The sequence below is a fragment of the Vibrio parahaemolyticus genome (genome assembly GCF_900460535.1).
Classification (GTDB): Bacteria; Pseudomonadota; Gammaproteobacteria; order Enterobacterales; family Vibrionaceae; genus Vibrio; species Vibrio parahaemolyticus.
In genome coordinates, this window is record NZ_UHIL01000001.1 from 1,982,249 (window position 1) to 1,999,651 (window position 17,403).

The following is a 17,403-nucleotide window of genomic DNA, read 5'->3' on the forward strand; positions in this document are numbered from 1 at the left end:
AAGTGCGCCGCTCTAGTGAGAGTCGAAAATCACGTCAAAAGGAAGTTATTATGAAAACTCTTATCGCAGTGAGTGTTTTATCTATATTGTCTTTCGGTGCCCATGCTGAACGTCAATCCAACGAACCCATCAAGGTCATCGAACCCATTTCTGGGCTCGACAGTAAAAAGATTGAATTGGGTAAAACGCTGTGGTTTGAACCGAGACTGTCGGCGTCGAACACCATTTCTTGTAATTCTTGCCATAACATCGCTAAAGGTGGCGTTGATAACTTACCAAGCTCAATTGGTCACAAATGGTCAATTGGTCCAATCAACTCACCTACGGTGTTTAATTCAGATTTGAATTTCGTTCAATTTTGGAATGGGCGAGCGAAAGATCTGCAAGAGCAAGCCGCAGGCCCTATCGAAAACCCATTGGAAATGGCATTTACCCACCAACTCGCGGTCGACACTCTTCAATCTATCCCTCAATACCGCGAGTGGTTTCTACAAGCTTATGGCAGCGACAACATCACCATTGATAACGTGACCGATGCTATCGCAACATTTGAACAAACGCTGCGTACGCCAAACTCTCCATTCGATTTATGGTTGAAAGGTAACGACGACGCACTCACTACTGCACAAGTGGAAGGCTATCAACTGTTTAAAGACAAAGGCTGTACTGCTTGTCACAGCGGGCCATTAGCGGGCGGACAAATGTATCAAAAAATGGGGTTAGTGAAGCCATTTGCGACAGACAACCCAGATGTTGGCCGCAAAGCCATTACCGGAAGTGATTTCGATAAGTTCGTCTTCAAAGTCCCAACCTTACGTAACGTAGAATTAACCTACCCGTACTTCCATGACGGGTCTGTTTGGGATCTTCAAGAAGCGGTAGAAATGATGGCCGATCTGCAACTTGGTCAAAAGCTAACGAAAGAAGAGTCCACCAAAATCACTGAATTCTTACGTTCTCTGACAGGCGAGCAACCACAAGTCACCTTGCCTCACTTACCACCATCAACTCATGAAACCGCAAGGCCAAATATTTAAAATTTAGTTGGCACTAAACAGAACAAAGGAGCCGAAGGGCTCCTTTTGTAACGTCTAAATCGATGAATCAATTAAGCCACATGCTCCATTGCGTTCGAGCCTTCGACAGGCGTAAAAAACTCATCGTGTAATGCACAAATGGCGCGTTGATATTCTTTGTCACTGACGACAAATTGCACGTTTACATTACGCAGTGACGAGTGCAACGCCACCGGTGTGACACCACTGTTCATGAGAGAAAGTACGCCTTTCGCTAACGTTTTGTTAGTGTCGATGTGTGAACCGATGGCTGAAATTAGCGCAACCATTCGCCCTTTAATGGAGGCATTCGGGTAACGTTTTTCGGCCTTGTATAACACTTTGTTTAAGCTGTCCGAGCTACCGCCAAGGTAATACGTAATCGAGTTAGCGTTCATCTCTTTACCGATCAAGCTGACACGTGCATCAGAGATGATTTCCATCAATTCGTAGCTCACGTTGTCAACCTTGCCGACTATCGCTTGATCGAACAAGTGCAGTGCGAAGACCTTTTCTTTACCAGCGATGATTTCCACTTTGTCTTCTTCTGGGCGATACCCTGAAGATATCAACGTACCTTCATGTTCTGGCTCAAACGTGTTTTTGATTTGCAGCTCAATCCCACTTTCGCGCAAACCAGCGGCAGCATTGGGATGAATCGCCTCCATGCCCAAGTTAGCAAGTTGATCCGCTACATCGTAGTTCGTGCTTCCAATTGGCAACACTTTCTCTGGGCCGACCACGCGCGGGTCCGCTGAGCTCAAATGGTATTCTTTATGGATGATGGCTAGGTCTGCTTTGGTGATAGCGGCAATACGACTGAACGTCATTTCACTGTAGCCTCGGTCATAAGTGTGCATCAAACCTTCTTTGCAGTATGCATAACCCGTGACGATAGGCAGTTCTTTGGTCACATCGATATCAGCAAACGCGTCGCGAATGGAATCATCGAGACTTCTTGGTTCCTGATTATCCCAACCAGAGAGATCCACAAACCTCGCATTGATGCCCATGTTTTTCAGCTTAAGCGCTGTATTATACGCACTGTGCGCTTCACCAATCGACGATAGAAACTCGCGAATTTGTGGCAGATAGTGACGCAGAGAAAACTGTCCGTATTGGCAGGTTTCTAGAATATTAGCGATACAATTTTTCGCCTCTGCAATGCGTGAACGAATGAACTTATCCGCTCGAATGCGGTTCATTGGATCCGCAAAGATGTTTTCGTTAGTAAGCAGCATGCGGCTTTCCACATACGCTAAGGCGTCTTGCCACTGATCGTCACGTTTAGCAATTAACTGATAGACGCCTGCTTTGCTGGTTTTTTTACATTCTAATAGCGCGTCGGTCATGCCACCGTATGCTGACACAACAAAAATGCGGTTGTATGGCGTTTTAGGACGAAGAATAATATTGTCGAGAACAGCATCAAATGCTGTCATTGAAGTACCGCCGATTTTTTCTACGGTAAAAGTCATGATAAGCCTTTTTTGATTGGTAACGTTAAGTGAAATAGAGAAAAAGAAAGCGCGTAGAAATGTGAGGCGACGTGCGCCTCACACTTAGCTTTTAGTCAACGAGCGGGTAAACGCCGTTTTCATCGTGCACTTCGGCACCTGTGATTGGGGGATTGAAAACGCACGCCATGACCATTTCTTTGTTTTTGTATGCTCTTAGGTAATGCTCGTCGTGCTTGTCCAGAATGTACAATGTGCCCGGTTTGATTGGGTAAGTTTCGCCCCCCACCACTTCGATTTCACCTTCGCCGCTCATGCAGAAAACGGACTCTAGGTGATTTTGGTAATGAATATGCGTTTCCGTTCCTTCATAAATCGTGGTGATGTGGAAAGAAAATCCCATGTTGTCATCTTTCAACAACATACGTACGCTTTCCCAGTTATCCGCGACTACGCGACGTTCACTATTTCGACACTCGTCAAGTGTTCTTACGATCATAATTGATAATCCTTATTAAGATGCTTGTTTGAAGTGTTTTGCAGCAATCGTTTCCACTGCACGTTCAAAGATGCTTAATCCTTGGTTCAGCTCAGATTCACTGATGGTCAATGGACAGAAGAACTTCACCACCTCATCGTCTGGGCCTGCGGTTTCAATCACCATGCCGTCGTCAAAACATGCTTTAGCGATTTCTGCTGCCAAGTCACCGTGAATACACTCGATGCCAATCATCATGCCGCGTCCCTTTTTCTGAACAAACATTTGCGGGAAACGACGCACGCAGCGATCAATCACTTCACTCACATTTTGCGAACATTGCTTAATGTGCGTTTCGAAATCGTCATTTGACCAGTAGATTTCTAGTGCTTTTGCCGCAGTAATAAATGCGTGGTTGTTACCACGGAACGTGCCGTTGTGCTCGCCTGGTTTCCATTGGTCAAGTTCTGGTTTCAGCAGTACAACCGCCATTGGCAGACCGTAACCACCGATCGATTTCGATAGCGTCACAATATCGGGTTCAATACCTGATGGCTCAAAACTGAAGAATGTCCCAGTTCGGCCACAACCAGCTTGAATGTCATCGACAATCAATAGAATGTCGTTGGCTTTACATATTTTACTCAAGCGCTGTAGCCACTCATTGGAGGCGGCGTTTAAACCACCCTCGCCTTGTACCGTTTCCAGCAATACGGCTGCTGGTTTGTCCATACCTGCAGAGTTGTCATTCAGCATAGTTTCGAACAGCGCCAAACCATCAACGCCAGCGTAACCTTCGAACGGAATGCGCGTTACGTTTGTAAGGCTTGAGCCGTTACCTTGTCGATGATGCTGATTACCTGTAGCCGCCAGCGCGCCTGCGGTACAACCGTGGAAACCGTTAGTGAATGCAACAACGCTGCTTCTGCCTTTCACTTTTTTCGCCAACTTGAGTGCCGCTTCCACCGCATTCGTACCAGTTGGGCCGGTGAATTGAACTTTGTAGTCCAGTTTTCTTGGTTTTAAGATGTAGTTATCCAGTGCGGCGAGAAAGCCCGCTTTCGCTTCTGAATGCATATCCAAACCGTGAGTGATGCCATCCATTTCGATGTATTCAAGCAGTGCTTGCTTCAATACAGGATTGTTATGGCCATAATTTAGGGATCCCGCTCCAGCGAGGAAGTCTAAGTAGCGTTCACCTTGTTCTGTTTCTAGCCAGCAACCTTTCGCTTTGCGAAATACCACTGGAAAATGGTTTGAATATGAGCGTACGTTGGATTCCTGCTTTTTGAAAATATCCATGATGAGACCGTTTTTGATTCCTATTGTTTGAGGATTATTTGAGAGGAATGCGATACAAAAACTCTGTATCGTGCTTGCCTTTAAAATGGGCTTTTTCATCCAAAAAGGTGCTGACTTGGCCATGATTGCCGTTCATCGCATCTAACTTTTTGAACAACGCCCAAGAGGCTTGGTTGTCTTCCGTGATGGTCGTTTCTACCGATTTAACCTCGCTCAGCACTTCCCTTTCGAGAAGCTCCTTGAGCATACGAAATGCTAAACCGTTACCTCTGAATCGAGGTGATACAGCGACTTGCCAAATGAATAATACGTCTTGTTCATCAGGCTTCTGATAACCCGAGATGAAGCCAGCGATGTCGCCTTTGTGCTCAACCAAAATACTGGTTTTGCTGAAATGCGTTGACTGTAGAAAATTGCAGTAAGAAGAATTCATGTCCAACGGAGGACAATCTGCAATTAAGCTGTAAATGCCGTCACCATCAGAGATTTTAGGTTCACGAAAAATCCATTTTTTGCTTGGGTCTTCTCCAATTTCAGGATAAAGCACCCAAGGTGCTGATGTGATCATTTTGAAATACATATCCTTTGACGTCTAATTAAATTTCGTATTTATTATGGACATTCTTTACGGTTGAAAATCAAATAATTGGCGTTTTAATCTGGATTTATGTGACCAAAATCACACAAAAACAACATTTAACCTAAAATTAAAATAGTTTGAACTCTAATTTATTAAAGCATCATTTAATACGAAACAACTCAACATGAGTCAGAATGCAGCGGGGTTTCAAAGAGAGGACTTAAGGTCTTTTACATAAAAAAACGGCACACTTTCGCATGCCGTTTTAAGGTTAGTTTTGTCGTCGTGGCTATTTATCTTTTTTGACTACCTTGGTACTTGGACGAGGCTCATCCATTAGACCTTTAATCAAAGAAACTGTCGCAACAAGCAATACGATGGTAAATGGTAAGCCTGTAGTTACTGCCATCGCTTGAGCCGCTGCCAGTCCGCCACCGAGCATCAGTGCGATGGCGACTAAGCCTTCAAACGTACACCAGAAAACACGTTGTGGTGTTGGCGCATCGACTTTACCACCAGCTGCAATCGTATCGATCACAAGAGAGCCTGAATCCGACGACGTGATAAAGAACACAACCACCAGAATGATACCTACTACCGATGTGATTTCTGCAAACGGCATTACGTCTAACATGGCGAACAGTTTAAGCGGCAGCTCAGCATTGAATACGGCTTCGTAACCGTCATTCACGTACTGGCTGATCGCTGTGCCACCAAAAGCGGTCATCCAAAGCACACAAACCGTCGAAGGAATCAAAATAACGCAGATGATAAATTCACGAACCGAACGTCCACGTGAAACACGTGCGATAAACATGCCCACGAATGGTGACCAAGAAATCCACCAAGCCCAGTAGAATGCCGTCCAACCTTGAGAGTAATTTACGTCTTCACGTTCAAACGGCATAGACAATGCAGGAATGTTAGTGATGTAAGACGCAATGTTGTCGAAAAAGCCCGTCAGAATCGCCATTGTTGGGCCAACGATGATCACAAAGAACAGCAACATCGCCGCCAGAATCATGTTGATTTCAGACAGACGTTTTACCCCACTATCAAGGCCTGCAACCACCGAGATCAGCGCCAATGCCGTGATCACTACAATCAACACGACTTGAGTTGTGTCGGTCATTGGCACACCAAACAAGAAGTTCAAACCTGTTGCTGCTTGTGAAGCGCCATAGCCGAGCGATGTCGCCAGACCAAATACCGTCGCAACAACCGCAAGAATATCAATGATGTGCCCTACCCAGCCCCAAACTCGTTCGCCAAACAGCGGGTAGAAGATGGAACGCATGGTCAGTGGCAACCCTTTGTTGAACGAAAAAATCGCTAAGCCAAGGGCCAACAACGCATAAATAGACCAAGGGTGAAGTGCCCAGTGGTAAATGGTCGCAGCCATACCAAGCGCGGATGCTGCATCTGTATCACCAACCGCACCACCAAGTGGTGCCCAGTCGGTGCGCACACCATTTTCAATGTTCACGCCGCCAAGTGCAGAGCTGAAGTGCGACATTGGCTCAGACACACCAAAGAACACTAATCCGATGCCCATACCGGCTGCGAACAACATCGCTAGCCAGCCTGCATAAGAGTAATCTGGTGTCGCTTCAGTACCACCAATTCGAACTCGACCAAGCGGTGTCACAATCAAGACCAAGCAGACAATGACAAATACGTTGCCAGAAGCAAGAAAGAACCAGTCAAGATTGGATACTAGCCAAGCACGTAAGCCAGCGAAAAAGGGTTCAACTTGTTGGCGAAAAGTTAGCGTTGCCACAACAAAGAGGACGATAGCCATCCCAGAAATTGCGAAAACTCGGTTGTGAATGTCTAAGCCGAATGGGCCGACTTTTAACGCAACGTTATCCTGACCAATCTGATAGTCAGTATCTATCGCGTTTACCTTTCCATCGGGACGTTTAATCCCACCATTATTGTCGGTGCTCACGAATAATCTCCTTAACAATACGTGACCAAATTTAAATACTTTGTAGGAGTTTGAGTGATGATTAGTTCACATCACCAAGCACAAGTTTAAGTATATGTATTTTCTTAAAGTAGTAGCTCTCATTAGCATCTTAAAAGGAAACACCTCCATCGATCATTTGATGTTTTTGTGTTTAAGGTAAATAACCTTTATTGCCAAATAGCAGAAATTGGCATGTCTCGGTTAAAGTGATATTGCAACTGAGCTTGAAACAACTCTGCCGTCGCCAATGCATCCGTTAATGCGTGATGCGGTTGATAAGCAGGCAGACCATATCGTTCCCGAGCATGCCCTAACCTCACTGACCCTGGCTTCTTACCTTTTAACTTATTCCAAATGCCTGAACATTCTCGGCGTTGAAGTGCGTACTCGATATCCAATGTATCGACGACGGGAAACTGAATCCCTTCGCCAATGGTGTTTAAAAGCGCATTATAAAAAAACTGCCGCTCGATATTCTTGTAGTGCACCAGCACCACCTTGCCAGCGAGTGCATCCAAAATCTCACCTAGTATTTGCGTTAATTGGGGCGCGTTTTTCACTTCAGAATCCGTAATGCCATGAATAACGACAGACTCCTCATTAAGCTCTCGGTTCGGATTTACAATCCAATGCGCTGAACCACTGCACTGCACTCGGTCAATCGTAAACGGCACAAGACCAATGGTAAGAATGGCATCCTCTTCTGCATTTAAGCCCGTCGTTTCAAAATCTACCGAGACAAACGGCACCTCTTTTAATGGCGTATCCCCATTCACCATCGGGGTCGAATAGTAACGCTTCAACCGTTGATCTTGCGCTTGCTTTGCCAACTGCTCAAACAATACTGACCACTCCGGCGTTTGCGAAGTATCGAGCAGCGGTGTACTCGCCTTACTTTTTGCCAACCACATCATTTACTGCTTCTTTGGTAGCGGAACTTAATGAAGTTCTGCGCATTGCTTAGAATTTGGAATGCCGCTTTCAGATTACGACGTTCGAAATCGGACATGTTTTCTGGCTCGATGTTGTTATCTGGCTCGTCGCCATTTTCAATATCCAAGGCTTGGTGACGGATTCGAACCATGTAGATAAGCTCCATCGCATCTCGCAAGTCCATTCCTCGCCCTTTTGGCAGAATCCCGGCGTCATTGATATCGTCTAATCGATCAAACGAGTTTTGCGAGCGCGAACCAATCGCCAACGCATGCACTCGAATCAAATCTGCCAGCGGCGCGGTACCGCGTCGTTTAAGGTTGATCGAATTTCGATGACGCCCATCTTTCTCCATCACGAAATCTTTAAAAAATCCTAACGGCGGGGTTCTTCGAATTGCGTTGTAAGCCATACAAGCCAAAAATCGATTGTTCTTTTTGGCTCGTCTGACGATAAAGCTGCTCAGTTGCTCTGCCCATTTCACCCGGCCATGAATCCCTAGCAAATCGAAGAAAATATTACTGTTTAGCAACCTCTCTGGCGTCGGATGATCGATCCAATCGCCAAAGCACTCTTCCCATTGCGATTTGGTTTTTCGCCATTCAGGATTGGTAGCCATAATGTCGCCCGAACAATAGGTATAGCCGCATGCCGCCAATCCATCACATACAAATTTCGCAAACTGCGCGAAATATTCGCCGTGCTTGTCAGGATCGTAACTGTCATCAAGAATCAGCGCGTTATCTTGGTCAGTGACAATGAGCTGCTCATCTCGCGCCATCGATCCCATCGCAACCAGACAGTATGGAATTGGAGCAGGACCAAGCTCTTGCTCGGCGATTTCCGCTAATCGTTGCTTAAAGCTGCTGCCAATCACCGACATTGCTCGTCCAATCATGTGTGCGTTGGCGTCTTCATTGACCATGCGAACAAAACAATCTTTCACTTGTAGGGAAACTTGTTTGAGATCCTCCACACTGGTCTGTTGGAAAATCGAGCTCACCAGCAACAAGCTGTTTTGAGATTCGTAACGGACAATGTCCGTCATACCGATGATGCCTATTGGCTTTTTGTCTTTGAGAATCGGCAGATGATGCACGTTGTAGCGAAGCATGGTCAGCATCGCTTCAAACACATACGCGTTGTAATCAAGCGATACCACGTCGTAACTCATGACCTCGCTCACCGAGATATTGGTATCAATCCCCTGCGCCAAAACCCGTATACATAAATCGCGGTCAGTAAGAATGCCAAGCAGTTGGTCATCATCCTCTTCGGTCAGTTCTTCAGTTGGGCGGACGATGAGCAAGGCGGTGACGTTCTCTTCTGCCATTAGGCTTGCAGCTTCTTGAATAGAAGCGGTCGCTTCGAGTGTCACAGGGTCACGAGTCAGGATTTTACGCGCTTTTGCGGTTGTTAAATCATTGCCATCGGAGCGACTAGAGATCGCATTGCGAAGCCGAGCGCTATCTTCGAGCTCCATAAAATCCGCGAAGTTTTCAAACTCGTCGCAAAGTTCGTTGAAGATGTTCTCAGGAATGCAATACACCAAGGTGTCTTCTATCGCTTTTGCTGGCATACGAACTCGGTTGTTCATGAGCAACCCCATTTGCCCGAACAGGCCACCAGCATCAATACGGTTATAAAGTTCACCTTTGCGTCGATAAATCTCTACCGCTCCACTGCGTACCATATACAAGTCGCGAATCGTATCGCCAAATTTGAGGATGTCGGTACCTTGACGGAAATACGCCACTTCTGCATGAATGGCGATTTTTTTTAACTGCTCTTCTGGCAGTTCATCGAAAGGAGGATGTTGGCTAATGAAATTGAGTACTTCTAACTGCTCGGCTTCCATTCTTTATTCCATGCGTTGCCTAAAGTAACCAGATCAATATCATCTCGATTTAGCATAAGCAACAGATAACGCTAAGACTTCTGCTTACCTCATCATGTTATGTTTGCTTCTTCCAAACACAAATTTGAACTCTAATCATTTCACTGTTCTTTCTGCCTCTAAATACTGAGCAATAAATATGCAACCCTACTGTGCTGACATGTATTAAAAACTTAAAAATAAATTCAACGTCGTATTTATCGCCTAAAAACACAAATGAACACACTCATAACTAAATGTTTTAAAAAGATTTATCAATAAAACAACGAAAGTTCATTACTACGAAAAATATGACCACAGAACACCAATAAGCCAAGCCAATCATTTGAAAACTTTTATCAATTTAATTAGAGTACAAAACGTTAACTCGTGATAAACACATAACAAAGGACAATTAACATGGATCCCATACTGGAAGTTAAGGGACTTTATAAAGTGTTTGGAGAAGCTCCGGAGCGAGCATTCTCACTCATCGAAAAAGGCGTTGATAAAGACGATATTTTTGAACAAACTGGCTTAACCGTTGGCGTCAACGATGTATCTCTGACCATCAATGAAGGCGAGATTTTTGTCATTATGGGTCTCTCTGGCTCAGGAAAATCCACTCTCGTTCGACTTCTCAATCGACTCATTGAACCCACCAAAGGCAGTGTTTACCTCAAAGGGAAAGACATTGCTCACATCTCCGAAGAAGAACTGCGCGAAGTTCGTCGGAACAACATTTCAATGGTTTTTCAAAATTTTGCGCTCATGCCCCACATGTCGGTGATAGAAAATGCCGCTTTCGGCCTGGAACTCGCAGGCGTCGATGTGACTGCTCGCCACGAAAGTGCATTATCAGCGTTGCAGAGAGTTGGATTAGATACCTACGCTGAATCGTTTCCTGATGAACTATCAGGTGGTATGAAGCAGCGTGTCGGTCTTGCCCGCGCCCTAGCTTGCGACCCCGATATTTTGCTGATGGATGAAGCGTTCTCAGCGCTCGATCCTTTGATTCGTTCTGAAATGCAGGATGAATTGATTCGTCTGCAAAATGACGATAAACGCACCATCGTATTCATTTCGCACGACTTGGACGAAGCCATGCGCATCGGTGACCGAATTGCCATCATGCAAAACGGCGAAGTTGTGCAAGTCGGCACACCAGATGAAATTCTTCATAACCCCGCCAATGATTATGTCGAGGCGTTTTTCCGCGGCGTTAATGTCGCCAGCGTGCTAACCGTCAAAGATATTGCGCGCAAGAAGCCCGCTGCGGTATTCAAGAAATCCGAACACGACGGCCCTGGCTCTGCCATGCAAATCTTGATGGATCACGACCGTGATTACGGCATCGTCGTAGATAAATCTAGCCGATATTCCGGCATCGTTTCTCTCGACTCCTTACGCTTAGCCCACAAGGAAAATCGCTCCTTGGCCAGCGCACAATTAGAAGATGACGTGACCCTTCAGCCCGACCAGTCTGTGAATGACATTCTCGGCATCGTAGCGAGCGTTCCTTATGCTGTGCCAGTAGTCGATGAGCAAGGAACCTATTTTGGTGTCGTGACGAAGTCGCGTCTTCTGCAAACACTCGATAAGGATTAAACGATGTCTACAGAGCAAACAAATAACGATCCTTGGTCGCAAACCGCACCAACACAAGAAGACCCGTGGTCACAAGGTAGTGAGGCCGCAACTAACAACGATTGGTTGAACAGCGAAGCCGTGCAAGAGACACCTTTCGATATCATGAACCCATTTCAAGATGCCGTTCTCCCACTCGATAATTGGGTAGAATCTGGGTTGAATTGGCTCGTTGAACATGGTCGCCCTGTTTTTCAAGCCATACGAGTTCCGATCGATTTTATCTTGTCCTCATTCGAAACCGCGTTAGTCTCTACGCCGTCACCGATTATGGTGCTGATCCTATTTTTACTCGCGTGGCAGTTTTCTAACTTCAAACTTGGTTTATCAACGCTAGTATCGCTAGTGTTCATTGGCTTGATCGGCGCTTGGTCTCAAGCCATGACCACGCTCGCTTTGGTGCTCACTTCGGTGTTTTTCTGCTTGTTGATTGGCTTACCCATGGGGATCTGGCTAGCCAGAAGCCAAACCGCCGCCAAGTTTGTAAGACCAATATTGGATGCGATGCAGACCACCCCGGCGTTCGTCTATCTTGTTCCTATCGTGATGCTGTTTGGTATTGGTAACGTACCGGGCGTTGTCGTGACGATCATTTTCGCGCTACCGCCAGTGGTTCGATTGACCATTCTTGGGATTCAACAAGTACCGGAAGAGCTTATCGAAGCAGGTCACTCTTTTGGCGCAAACAAAAAGCAAATGCTGTATCGCATTCAATTGCCACTTGCGCTGCCAACGATCATGGCGGGCGTCAACCAAACCTTAATGCTTTCTCTGTCGATGGTGGTTATCGCCTCGATGATCGCCGTGGGCGGTTTGGGTCAGATGGTGTTACGAGGCATCGGACGACTGGACATGGGTCTGGCCGCTGTCGGCGGTTTAGGCATTGTGATCCTCGCTATTTTGTTGGATCGCATTACACAAGAGCTTGGCGTCAACGCCGGCAATACCAAACTTCGCTGGTACCATACCGGCCCTATCTCTTATCTGCTCAAATTTAAAACCAACAAGAACCAAAACGACCTAAAACTTAGGAGAAATACGAATGAATAATTCATGGAAGAAAGCGCTGTCTGTCGGCGCGCTAAGCGCAATCGCATTTTCGACTTACGGCTTTGCCGGAGAGTTACCGGGTGAAGGCGTCACGGTTCAACCTGTACAGTCCACTGTCGCTGAAGAGACGTTCCAAACGTTGATCGTAAATCGTGCTCTGGAAGCTTTGGGTTACGATGTCCAACCAACCAAAGAAGTGGATTACAACGTCGGTTACACCTCGATAGCAAAAGGTGATGCAACGTTCTTAGCGGTTGGCTGGTTCCCGCTCCATGCAGACAAATACACCATGTCAGGTGGTGATGATAAGTTTTTCCGAGAAGGCCAATACGTCAGTGGCGCAGCGCAAGGCTACCTCATCGATAAGAAAACCGCCGAGAAATACGGCATTACGAACATTGGTCAGTTAAAAGATCCAAAATTGGCGAAGTTATTCGACGCAAATGGCGATGGCAAAGCCGATCTTACCGGCTGTAACCCAGGTTGGGGGTGTGAAATGGTGGTAGAGCATCAGTTGGACGCGTTCAAACTTCGTGACACTGTCACTCACAACCAAGGTAACTACGCCGCAATCATTGCTGATACAATCTCCCGCTACAAAAAAGGCGACCCAATTCTTTACTACACATGGACACCGTATTGGGTAAGTGGCGTACTTGTTCCGGGTAAAGACGTCGTTTGGCTAGAGGTGCCATTCTCGTCTCTTCCTGGTGAACGTAAAGACATCGACACCACACTGAAAAACGGCAAAAACTACGGTTTTGAAATGAACTCTATGCGCATCGTCGCGAACAAAGAGTTCACAGAGAAGAACCCATCGGCAGCGAAACTGTTCGAAATCATCAAACTGAATATCAATGATGTCAGCGCTCAAAACATGATGATGAGCCAAGGTAAAAATAGCGCGGCAGACATCGAAGCGCACGTAAATGGCTGGATTAAAGCCAACCAAACAACCTTTGATGGTTGGATTGAAGAAGCGAAGAAAGCGGCAATGTAACGCCCAAAAACCTTAAGAAACCGCTAAAGCTTTAGCGTATCTTTGGTTCCTCAGTGAGAAAATGAAAAGCCAGTCGATTATTTAGACTGGCTTTTTTATTTAGATTACTCAAGAAAACATCGTATTAATATCAACCACATACCAGCACAAAACCCCAAAAGGCACTGCCATTTAAGCCTTCCTGTCGTTAAATAATTTATCAAAATTTCATTCCTTAAGAATTTCTTAAGTTTCGCGTTTTATTTTGTTGATAACTACTCAAACAAAGGAAGCGCTCATGAAACACCATGCACAAACTTCTGCAGATGGCTTTACTTTAGACATCGTTTATCCAATGCATCCGCTTTGGAGCCAAGTTATCGAGCATGTTTCTCAGCGTTATCAAGAAGCATTCTTTGCCGAGCTAAAACAATTTATGCCGGCGTATTTAACCCTCATTGAAGGCGGCCAAATTATTTCCGTATGCGGCTTTCGCATCGCCGAAGATGAGCCCTTGTTCCTTGAACAGTATTTAGAAGACGACGCCCAAAAGCTGGTTTCTAACGTATTTAACTGCGACGTAAAACGTTCGAACTTAGTGGAATTCGGTCACTTGGCATCTTTCGCTAAGGGCATGTCATCTCTTCACTTCTACCTCATCGCAGAAATGCTGGTCAACCTCGGTTTTGAATGGTGCATCTTCACCGCGACAGACCCACTTCACGCCATGATGGCGCGCTTAGGATTGGAGCCTCATATCATCGCGCAGGCCGATCAAAACAAAGTCCCCGATGCCGAGTCCACTTGGGGGTCATACTACGAACATCAACCGCGTGTGTTAGCTGGCAATTTGCAAAAAGGACTAGAGCGTCTTCGATTAGTCCAAGAAAGAAAACGCAAACAAGCCTAGATAGAAAAGTAAACGTCGTTAAAACCGCAAACACAACCAGAACAACTTGGTTAAACACAACGCCAGAATATAGGTGATGTATGAATATTCTCCTCGATGCCATTACAAAATGGGCAAAAACGACACCAGATCGAGTAGCACTTGTCGGCTACGAAGCGAATCAAACGGTTGAACTGACTTACTCTGAATTGTTAAACAAGATCGAACTCGTTGCCGCCGAGCTTATTACACAGAACATCAAAGCACTCGCGCTACGCGCAGAAAACAGCATTGATTGGGCCATTGTTGATTTGGCGGCGATGACGGCAGACATAGTCGTCGTGCCTATTCCGACTTTTTTCTCTGATGCACAAGTTGAACATACATTAGAGCAATCAGGCGTCGATGCTTTAGTTGGCGATTGGCAAGCATGGTTGGCTTCTCATCCTAAGCAAAGCTTTAACCAGCAAGACCATCCGTTTTCCATTGCAAATTTGCCTTTGCTGCGTCGTAACCAGTTGGGAGATGAAGATACACAGGTAGCTTATCTACCAGAAACCGGAAAAATCACATTTACGTCGGGCTCGACTGGTCAGCCTAAAGGCGTGTGTTTAAGCAATGATCATTTGTGTTTGGTGGCGAAATCGCTCGCCGACGCAGTAAACGGCACGGCGCACTCACACTTAGTGCTGCTTCCGTTATCGACGCTTCTCGAGAACATAACCGGCGTTTATGTTCCACTCATGTTGGGCGTGACGTCATATATTTTACCCGGAGAGCAAACTGGCTTACTCGGTTCAAGCCAATTCGAACCGCGTCTGTTTGCACAAGCATTAGCGACCATCAAACCAGAAAGCTTAGTGCTAACACCGGCTTTATTGCTTTCGCTCATTCATATCGCGAAACAGCAGCCCTCTCTTGTGGGTTCTCTAAAATTTGTCGCCGTTGGCGGCGCAAGAGTGTCGTCGCAACTGATTAATACCGCGCATGCGCTGAACATCCCTGCGTTTGAAGGTTATGGCTTGTCTGAATGTGGATCCGTCGTTTGTTTGAATACACCAGCCACATTTAAAGCAGGAACGTGTGGCAAACCACTTCCCCACGCTCAGATTCGTATCGCAGAAGATGGTGAACTGCTCGTCAAAGGCAACGTTGCTCTTGGCTATTTGAATGAGCCGTTTACTCAAGAATGGTTAGCGACTGGCGACTTAGCCCAAATTGACGCGCAAGGTTTTGTCACTCTCTCAGGACGCAAGAAGAACCTTATCGTCACCGCATACGGCAGAAATGTCTCACCGGAGTGGATTGAATCAGAAGCGTTGGCGTTTTTGCCGATGACGCCACTGATCGTTACAGGTGATAGCCAACAAACATTATGTGCAGTCATTGCCAATAGCGAAGACGTCGAAGCAAAGGTTCATGCATTAAACCGAACCCTACCCGATTATGCTCAAATCCGAACCTTATTGCTGCTGGACAACCCACGAGCCATCTCTGGTTGGTACACGGATAACGGCAAGCTCAAACGAAATCAAATTGAACATGATGTGGCTCAGTTATTAGCGTGCACAACGCCTGAATTAACGCTGCAAGCGCAAAAGATCCAACGCATCGATTTGCCCTTTCAGCAACACATTACGTCTTTCCAAACTGCATCTTAGTTAACGGCTTCTTAAGGAGAAGGTTATGACTTTATTTTTCGAACAACTCAAAAAAAGCACTGCCGCTGCTCAACAAGCGATGTTAACTGCGCCAGTCATCGCAGACGTTCAACAAGGCAACATTTCCAAAGATATGTATATCGCCTTTCTAACCCAAGCTTACCATCACGTTAAGCACACCGTTCCCTTGCTGATGGCGTGTGGAGGCCGACTATCTGGCGAATACGAATGGGTACGAGACGCCATTGCCGAATACATCGAGGAAGAGAAAGGCCATCAAGAATGGATTTTAAATGACATTAAAGCATGTGGCGGTGATGCCGAAGCAGTGCGCAACAACAAAGATGTAGGTCAAGTCGGTGCGCCGATTGAATTGATGGTTTCCTACCTTTACCACAACATTGACCGCCACAACCCACTCGCGCTGTTTGGCATGGTGTGGGTATTAGAAGGCACCAGCGTCGGTATTGGTGGCCAAATGGCAGAAAAAATCCAGTCAACGCTAAGCCTACCGCCTTCAGCAATGACTTACCTAGTTTCACACAGCGTGTTAGACCAAGATCATCTGCAATTTTTTGAATCACTGATGAACAAAATCACCAAAGTGGAAGATCAACAAGTCATCATCGACTCCGCAAAAATGGTGTTCGCATTGTACGGACAAATGCTGCGCTCTTTGCCTTCCTTCTCAACCCAACAAGCGGCGTGAGGTGAAGCATGATCATTAACAACAGCACCATTCTCCTGACAGGCGCAACGGGCGGAATTGGGCAAGCCATCGCGCAAGAGTTAGCAAAACGCGGTGCTAGCCTCATTCTTGTTGGGCGAAACGAAGAGAGCTTGCAAACACTACAGCGTGAACTGTCAAATCCAGAACGTCATGACGTAGTCGTTGCAGACATCACCTCATCAGAAGGATTAACAGCGATTAAAGATCGAGCGCGCCAACATCAAAAAGTGGACGCCCTGATTAACAATGCGGGCAGCAACGATTTCTCGTTGTTAAGCCACAAACGACCAACGCAGATTGCAGACGAAATCCAACTCAATCTCGTTGCGCCGATGCTGCTATGCCAGTCGGCGTTAACGTGGTTAAAACAGCCTGGGGTGATTCTCAATATAGGTTCAACATTCGGCTCAATTGGCTACCCAGGCTATACCTCCTATTGCGCGGCAAAAGCGGGGTTGCACCGTTTCACCGAATCGCTCGACAGAGAGCTGTTCGCAACCGGAATCCGTGCGCTGTATTTGGCACCAAGAGCGACAGAAACCTCACTCAATAGCGATGCCGTCAATGAAATGAATCGACAGCTGGGTAACAAAACGGACTCGCCGCAAGTTGTAGCCGATCACGTTGTCACCATGTTGGAAAAAGAAATTTCCGCGAAATGGATTGGTTGGCCAGAAAAGCTTTTTGCACGCATCAATCAACTGCTTCCAAGCGTGGTTTCTTCTGCGATTCGTAAGCAACAAGAAACCATTCACCAATACGTAAACCGAGTCAGTCATTGAAGAGGACATGGA

At 46.2% G+C, this 17,403-nt stretch carries 15 protein-coding genes; 8 read left to right on the forward strand and 7 right to left on the reverse strand.

The features are described 5' to 3' along the window. Nucleotides 1–50 precede the first annotated feature (50 nt). Nucleotides 51–1,037 carry a cytochrome-c peroxidase gene (locus tag DYB02_RS09690; RefSeq protein WP_029806785.1) on the forward strand — a complete coding sequence of 329 codons (987 nt, stop codon included), beginning with the start codon at nt 51–53 and terminating at the stop codon, nt 1,035–1,037. Nucleotides 1,038–1,108: 71 nt separating this feature from the next. On the opposite strand, the gene DYB02_RS09695 is transcribed toward DYB02_RS09690, so the two are convergent. The 7 genes from DYB02_RS09695 to DYB02_RS09725 form a co-directional block, all read right to left on the reverse strand. Beyond that, complete coding sequence (locus DYB02_RS09695; RefSeq protein ID WP_015296832.1) at nt 1,109–2,533, reverse strand: aspartate kinase; 1,425 nt, start codon at nt 2,531–2,533, stop codon at nt 1,109–1,111. 91 nt (nt 2,534–2,624) lie between these two features. Beyond that, nucleotides 2,625–3,011, reverse strand: a complete 387-nt coding sequence (locus tag DYB02_RS09700) for an ectoine synthase (protein WP_005464385.1) — start codon at nt 3,009–3,011, stop codon at nt 2,625–2,627. Nucleotides 3,012–3,026: 15 nt separating this feature from the next. After that, the gene (gene ectB, locus DYB02_RS09705) at nt 3,027–4,292 is read right to left on the reverse strand and encodes a diaminobutyrate--2-oxoglutarate transaminase (protein ID WP_029805985.1); all 1,266 of its coding nucleotides are present in this window, start codon (nt 4,290–4,292) and stop codon (nt 3,027–3,029) included. Nucleotides 4,293–4,326: 34 nt separating this feature from the next. Further along, complete coding sequence (ectA, locus tag DYB02_RS09710; protein ID WP_025505030.1) at nt 4,327–4,860, reverse strand: diaminobutyrate acetyltransferase; 534 nt, start codon at nt 4,858–4,860, stop codon at nt 4,327–4,329. 301 nt (nt 4,861–5,161) lie between these two features. Beyond that, entirely contained in the window at nt 5,162–6,823 is a 1,662-nt protein-coding gene (locus DYB02_RS09715; RefSeq protein WP_021448619.1) for a BCCT family transporter, read from the reverse strand. A gap of 188 nt (nt 6,824–7,011) precedes the next feature. Then, nucleotides 7,012–7,758 carry a 3'-5' exonuclease gene (locus DYB02_RS09720; protein WP_029805987.1) on the reverse strand — a complete coding sequence of 249 codons (747 nt, stop codon included), beginning with the start codon at nt 7,756–7,758 and terminating at the stop codon, nt 7,012–7,014. Continuing rightward, nucleotides 7,755–9,635, reverse strand: a complete 1,881-nt coding sequence (locus tag DYB02_RS09725) for a DUF294 nucleotidyltransferase-like domain-containing protein (RefSeq protein WP_029805989.1) — start codon at nt 9,633–9,635, stop codon at nt 7,755–7,757. The genes DYB02_RS09720 and DYB02_RS09725 overlap by 4 nt, the downstream gene beginning before the upstream one ends. Before the next feature lie 438 nt (nt 9,636–10,073). Between DYB02_RS09725 and proV the strand changes: the two genes are divergently transcribed. The 7 genes from proV to DYB02_RS09760 all read left to right on the forward strand — a co-directional run bounded on the left by proV (nt 10,074) and on the right by DYB02_RS09760 (nt 17,391). Continuing rightward, nucleotides 10,074–11,261, forward strand: a complete 1,188-nt coding sequence (proV, locus tag DYB02_RS09730; protein ID WP_025521681.1) for a glycine betaine/L-proline ABC transporter ATP-binding protein ProV — start codon at nt 10,074–10,076, stop codon at nt 11,259–11,261. A 3-nt stretch (nt 11,262–11,264) separates the two neighbouring features. Then, nucleotides 11,265–12,350 (forward strand): glycine betaine/L-proline ABC transporter permease ProW, encoded by a 1,086-nt coding sequence (gene proW, locus DYB02_RS09735; protein WP_021823169.1) that lies wholly within the window; start codon nt 11,265–11,267, stop codon nt 12,348–12,350. Then, nucleotides 12,343–13,350, forward strand: coding sequence for a glycine betaine/L-proline ABC transporter substrate-binding protein ProX (proX, locus tag DYB02_RS09740; RefSeq protein ID WP_023584220.1), 1,008 nt, complete (start codon nt 12,343–12,345; stop codon nt 13,348–13,350). Before proW ends, proX begins: the two co-directional genes overlap by 8 nt. A 277-nt stretch (nt 13,351–13,627) precedes the next feature. After that, a complete protein-coding gene (locus tag DYB02_RS09745) occupies nt 13,628–14,239 on the forward strand; it encodes a thermostable hemolysin (RefSeq protein WP_015296838.1) in 612 nt (203 codons plus the stop codon). A gap of 80 nt (nt 14,240–14,319) precedes the next feature. Beyond that, complete coding sequence (locus DYB02_RS09750; protein ID WP_029805464.1) at nt 14,320–15,879, forward strand: AMP-binding protein; 1,560 nt, start codon at nt 14,320–14,322, stop codon at nt 15,877–15,879. Between the two features lie 25 nt (nt 15,880–15,904). Further along, on the forward strand, nt 15,905–16,588 hold the full coding sequence (locus DYB02_RS09755; protein ID WP_025524691.1) for an iron-containing redox enzyme family protein: 684 nt from the start codon (nt 15,905–15,907) through the stop codon (nt 16,586–16,588). Between the two features lie 8 nt (nt 16,589–16,596). Next, nucleotides 16,597–17,391 carry an SDR family oxidoreductase gene (locus DYB02_RS09760; RefSeq protein ID WP_015296841.1) on the forward strand — a complete coding sequence of 265 codons (795 nt, stop codon included), beginning with the start codon at nt 16,597–16,599 and terminating at the stop codon, nt 17,389–17,391. Nucleotides 17,392–17,403: the final 12 nt, after the last annotated feature.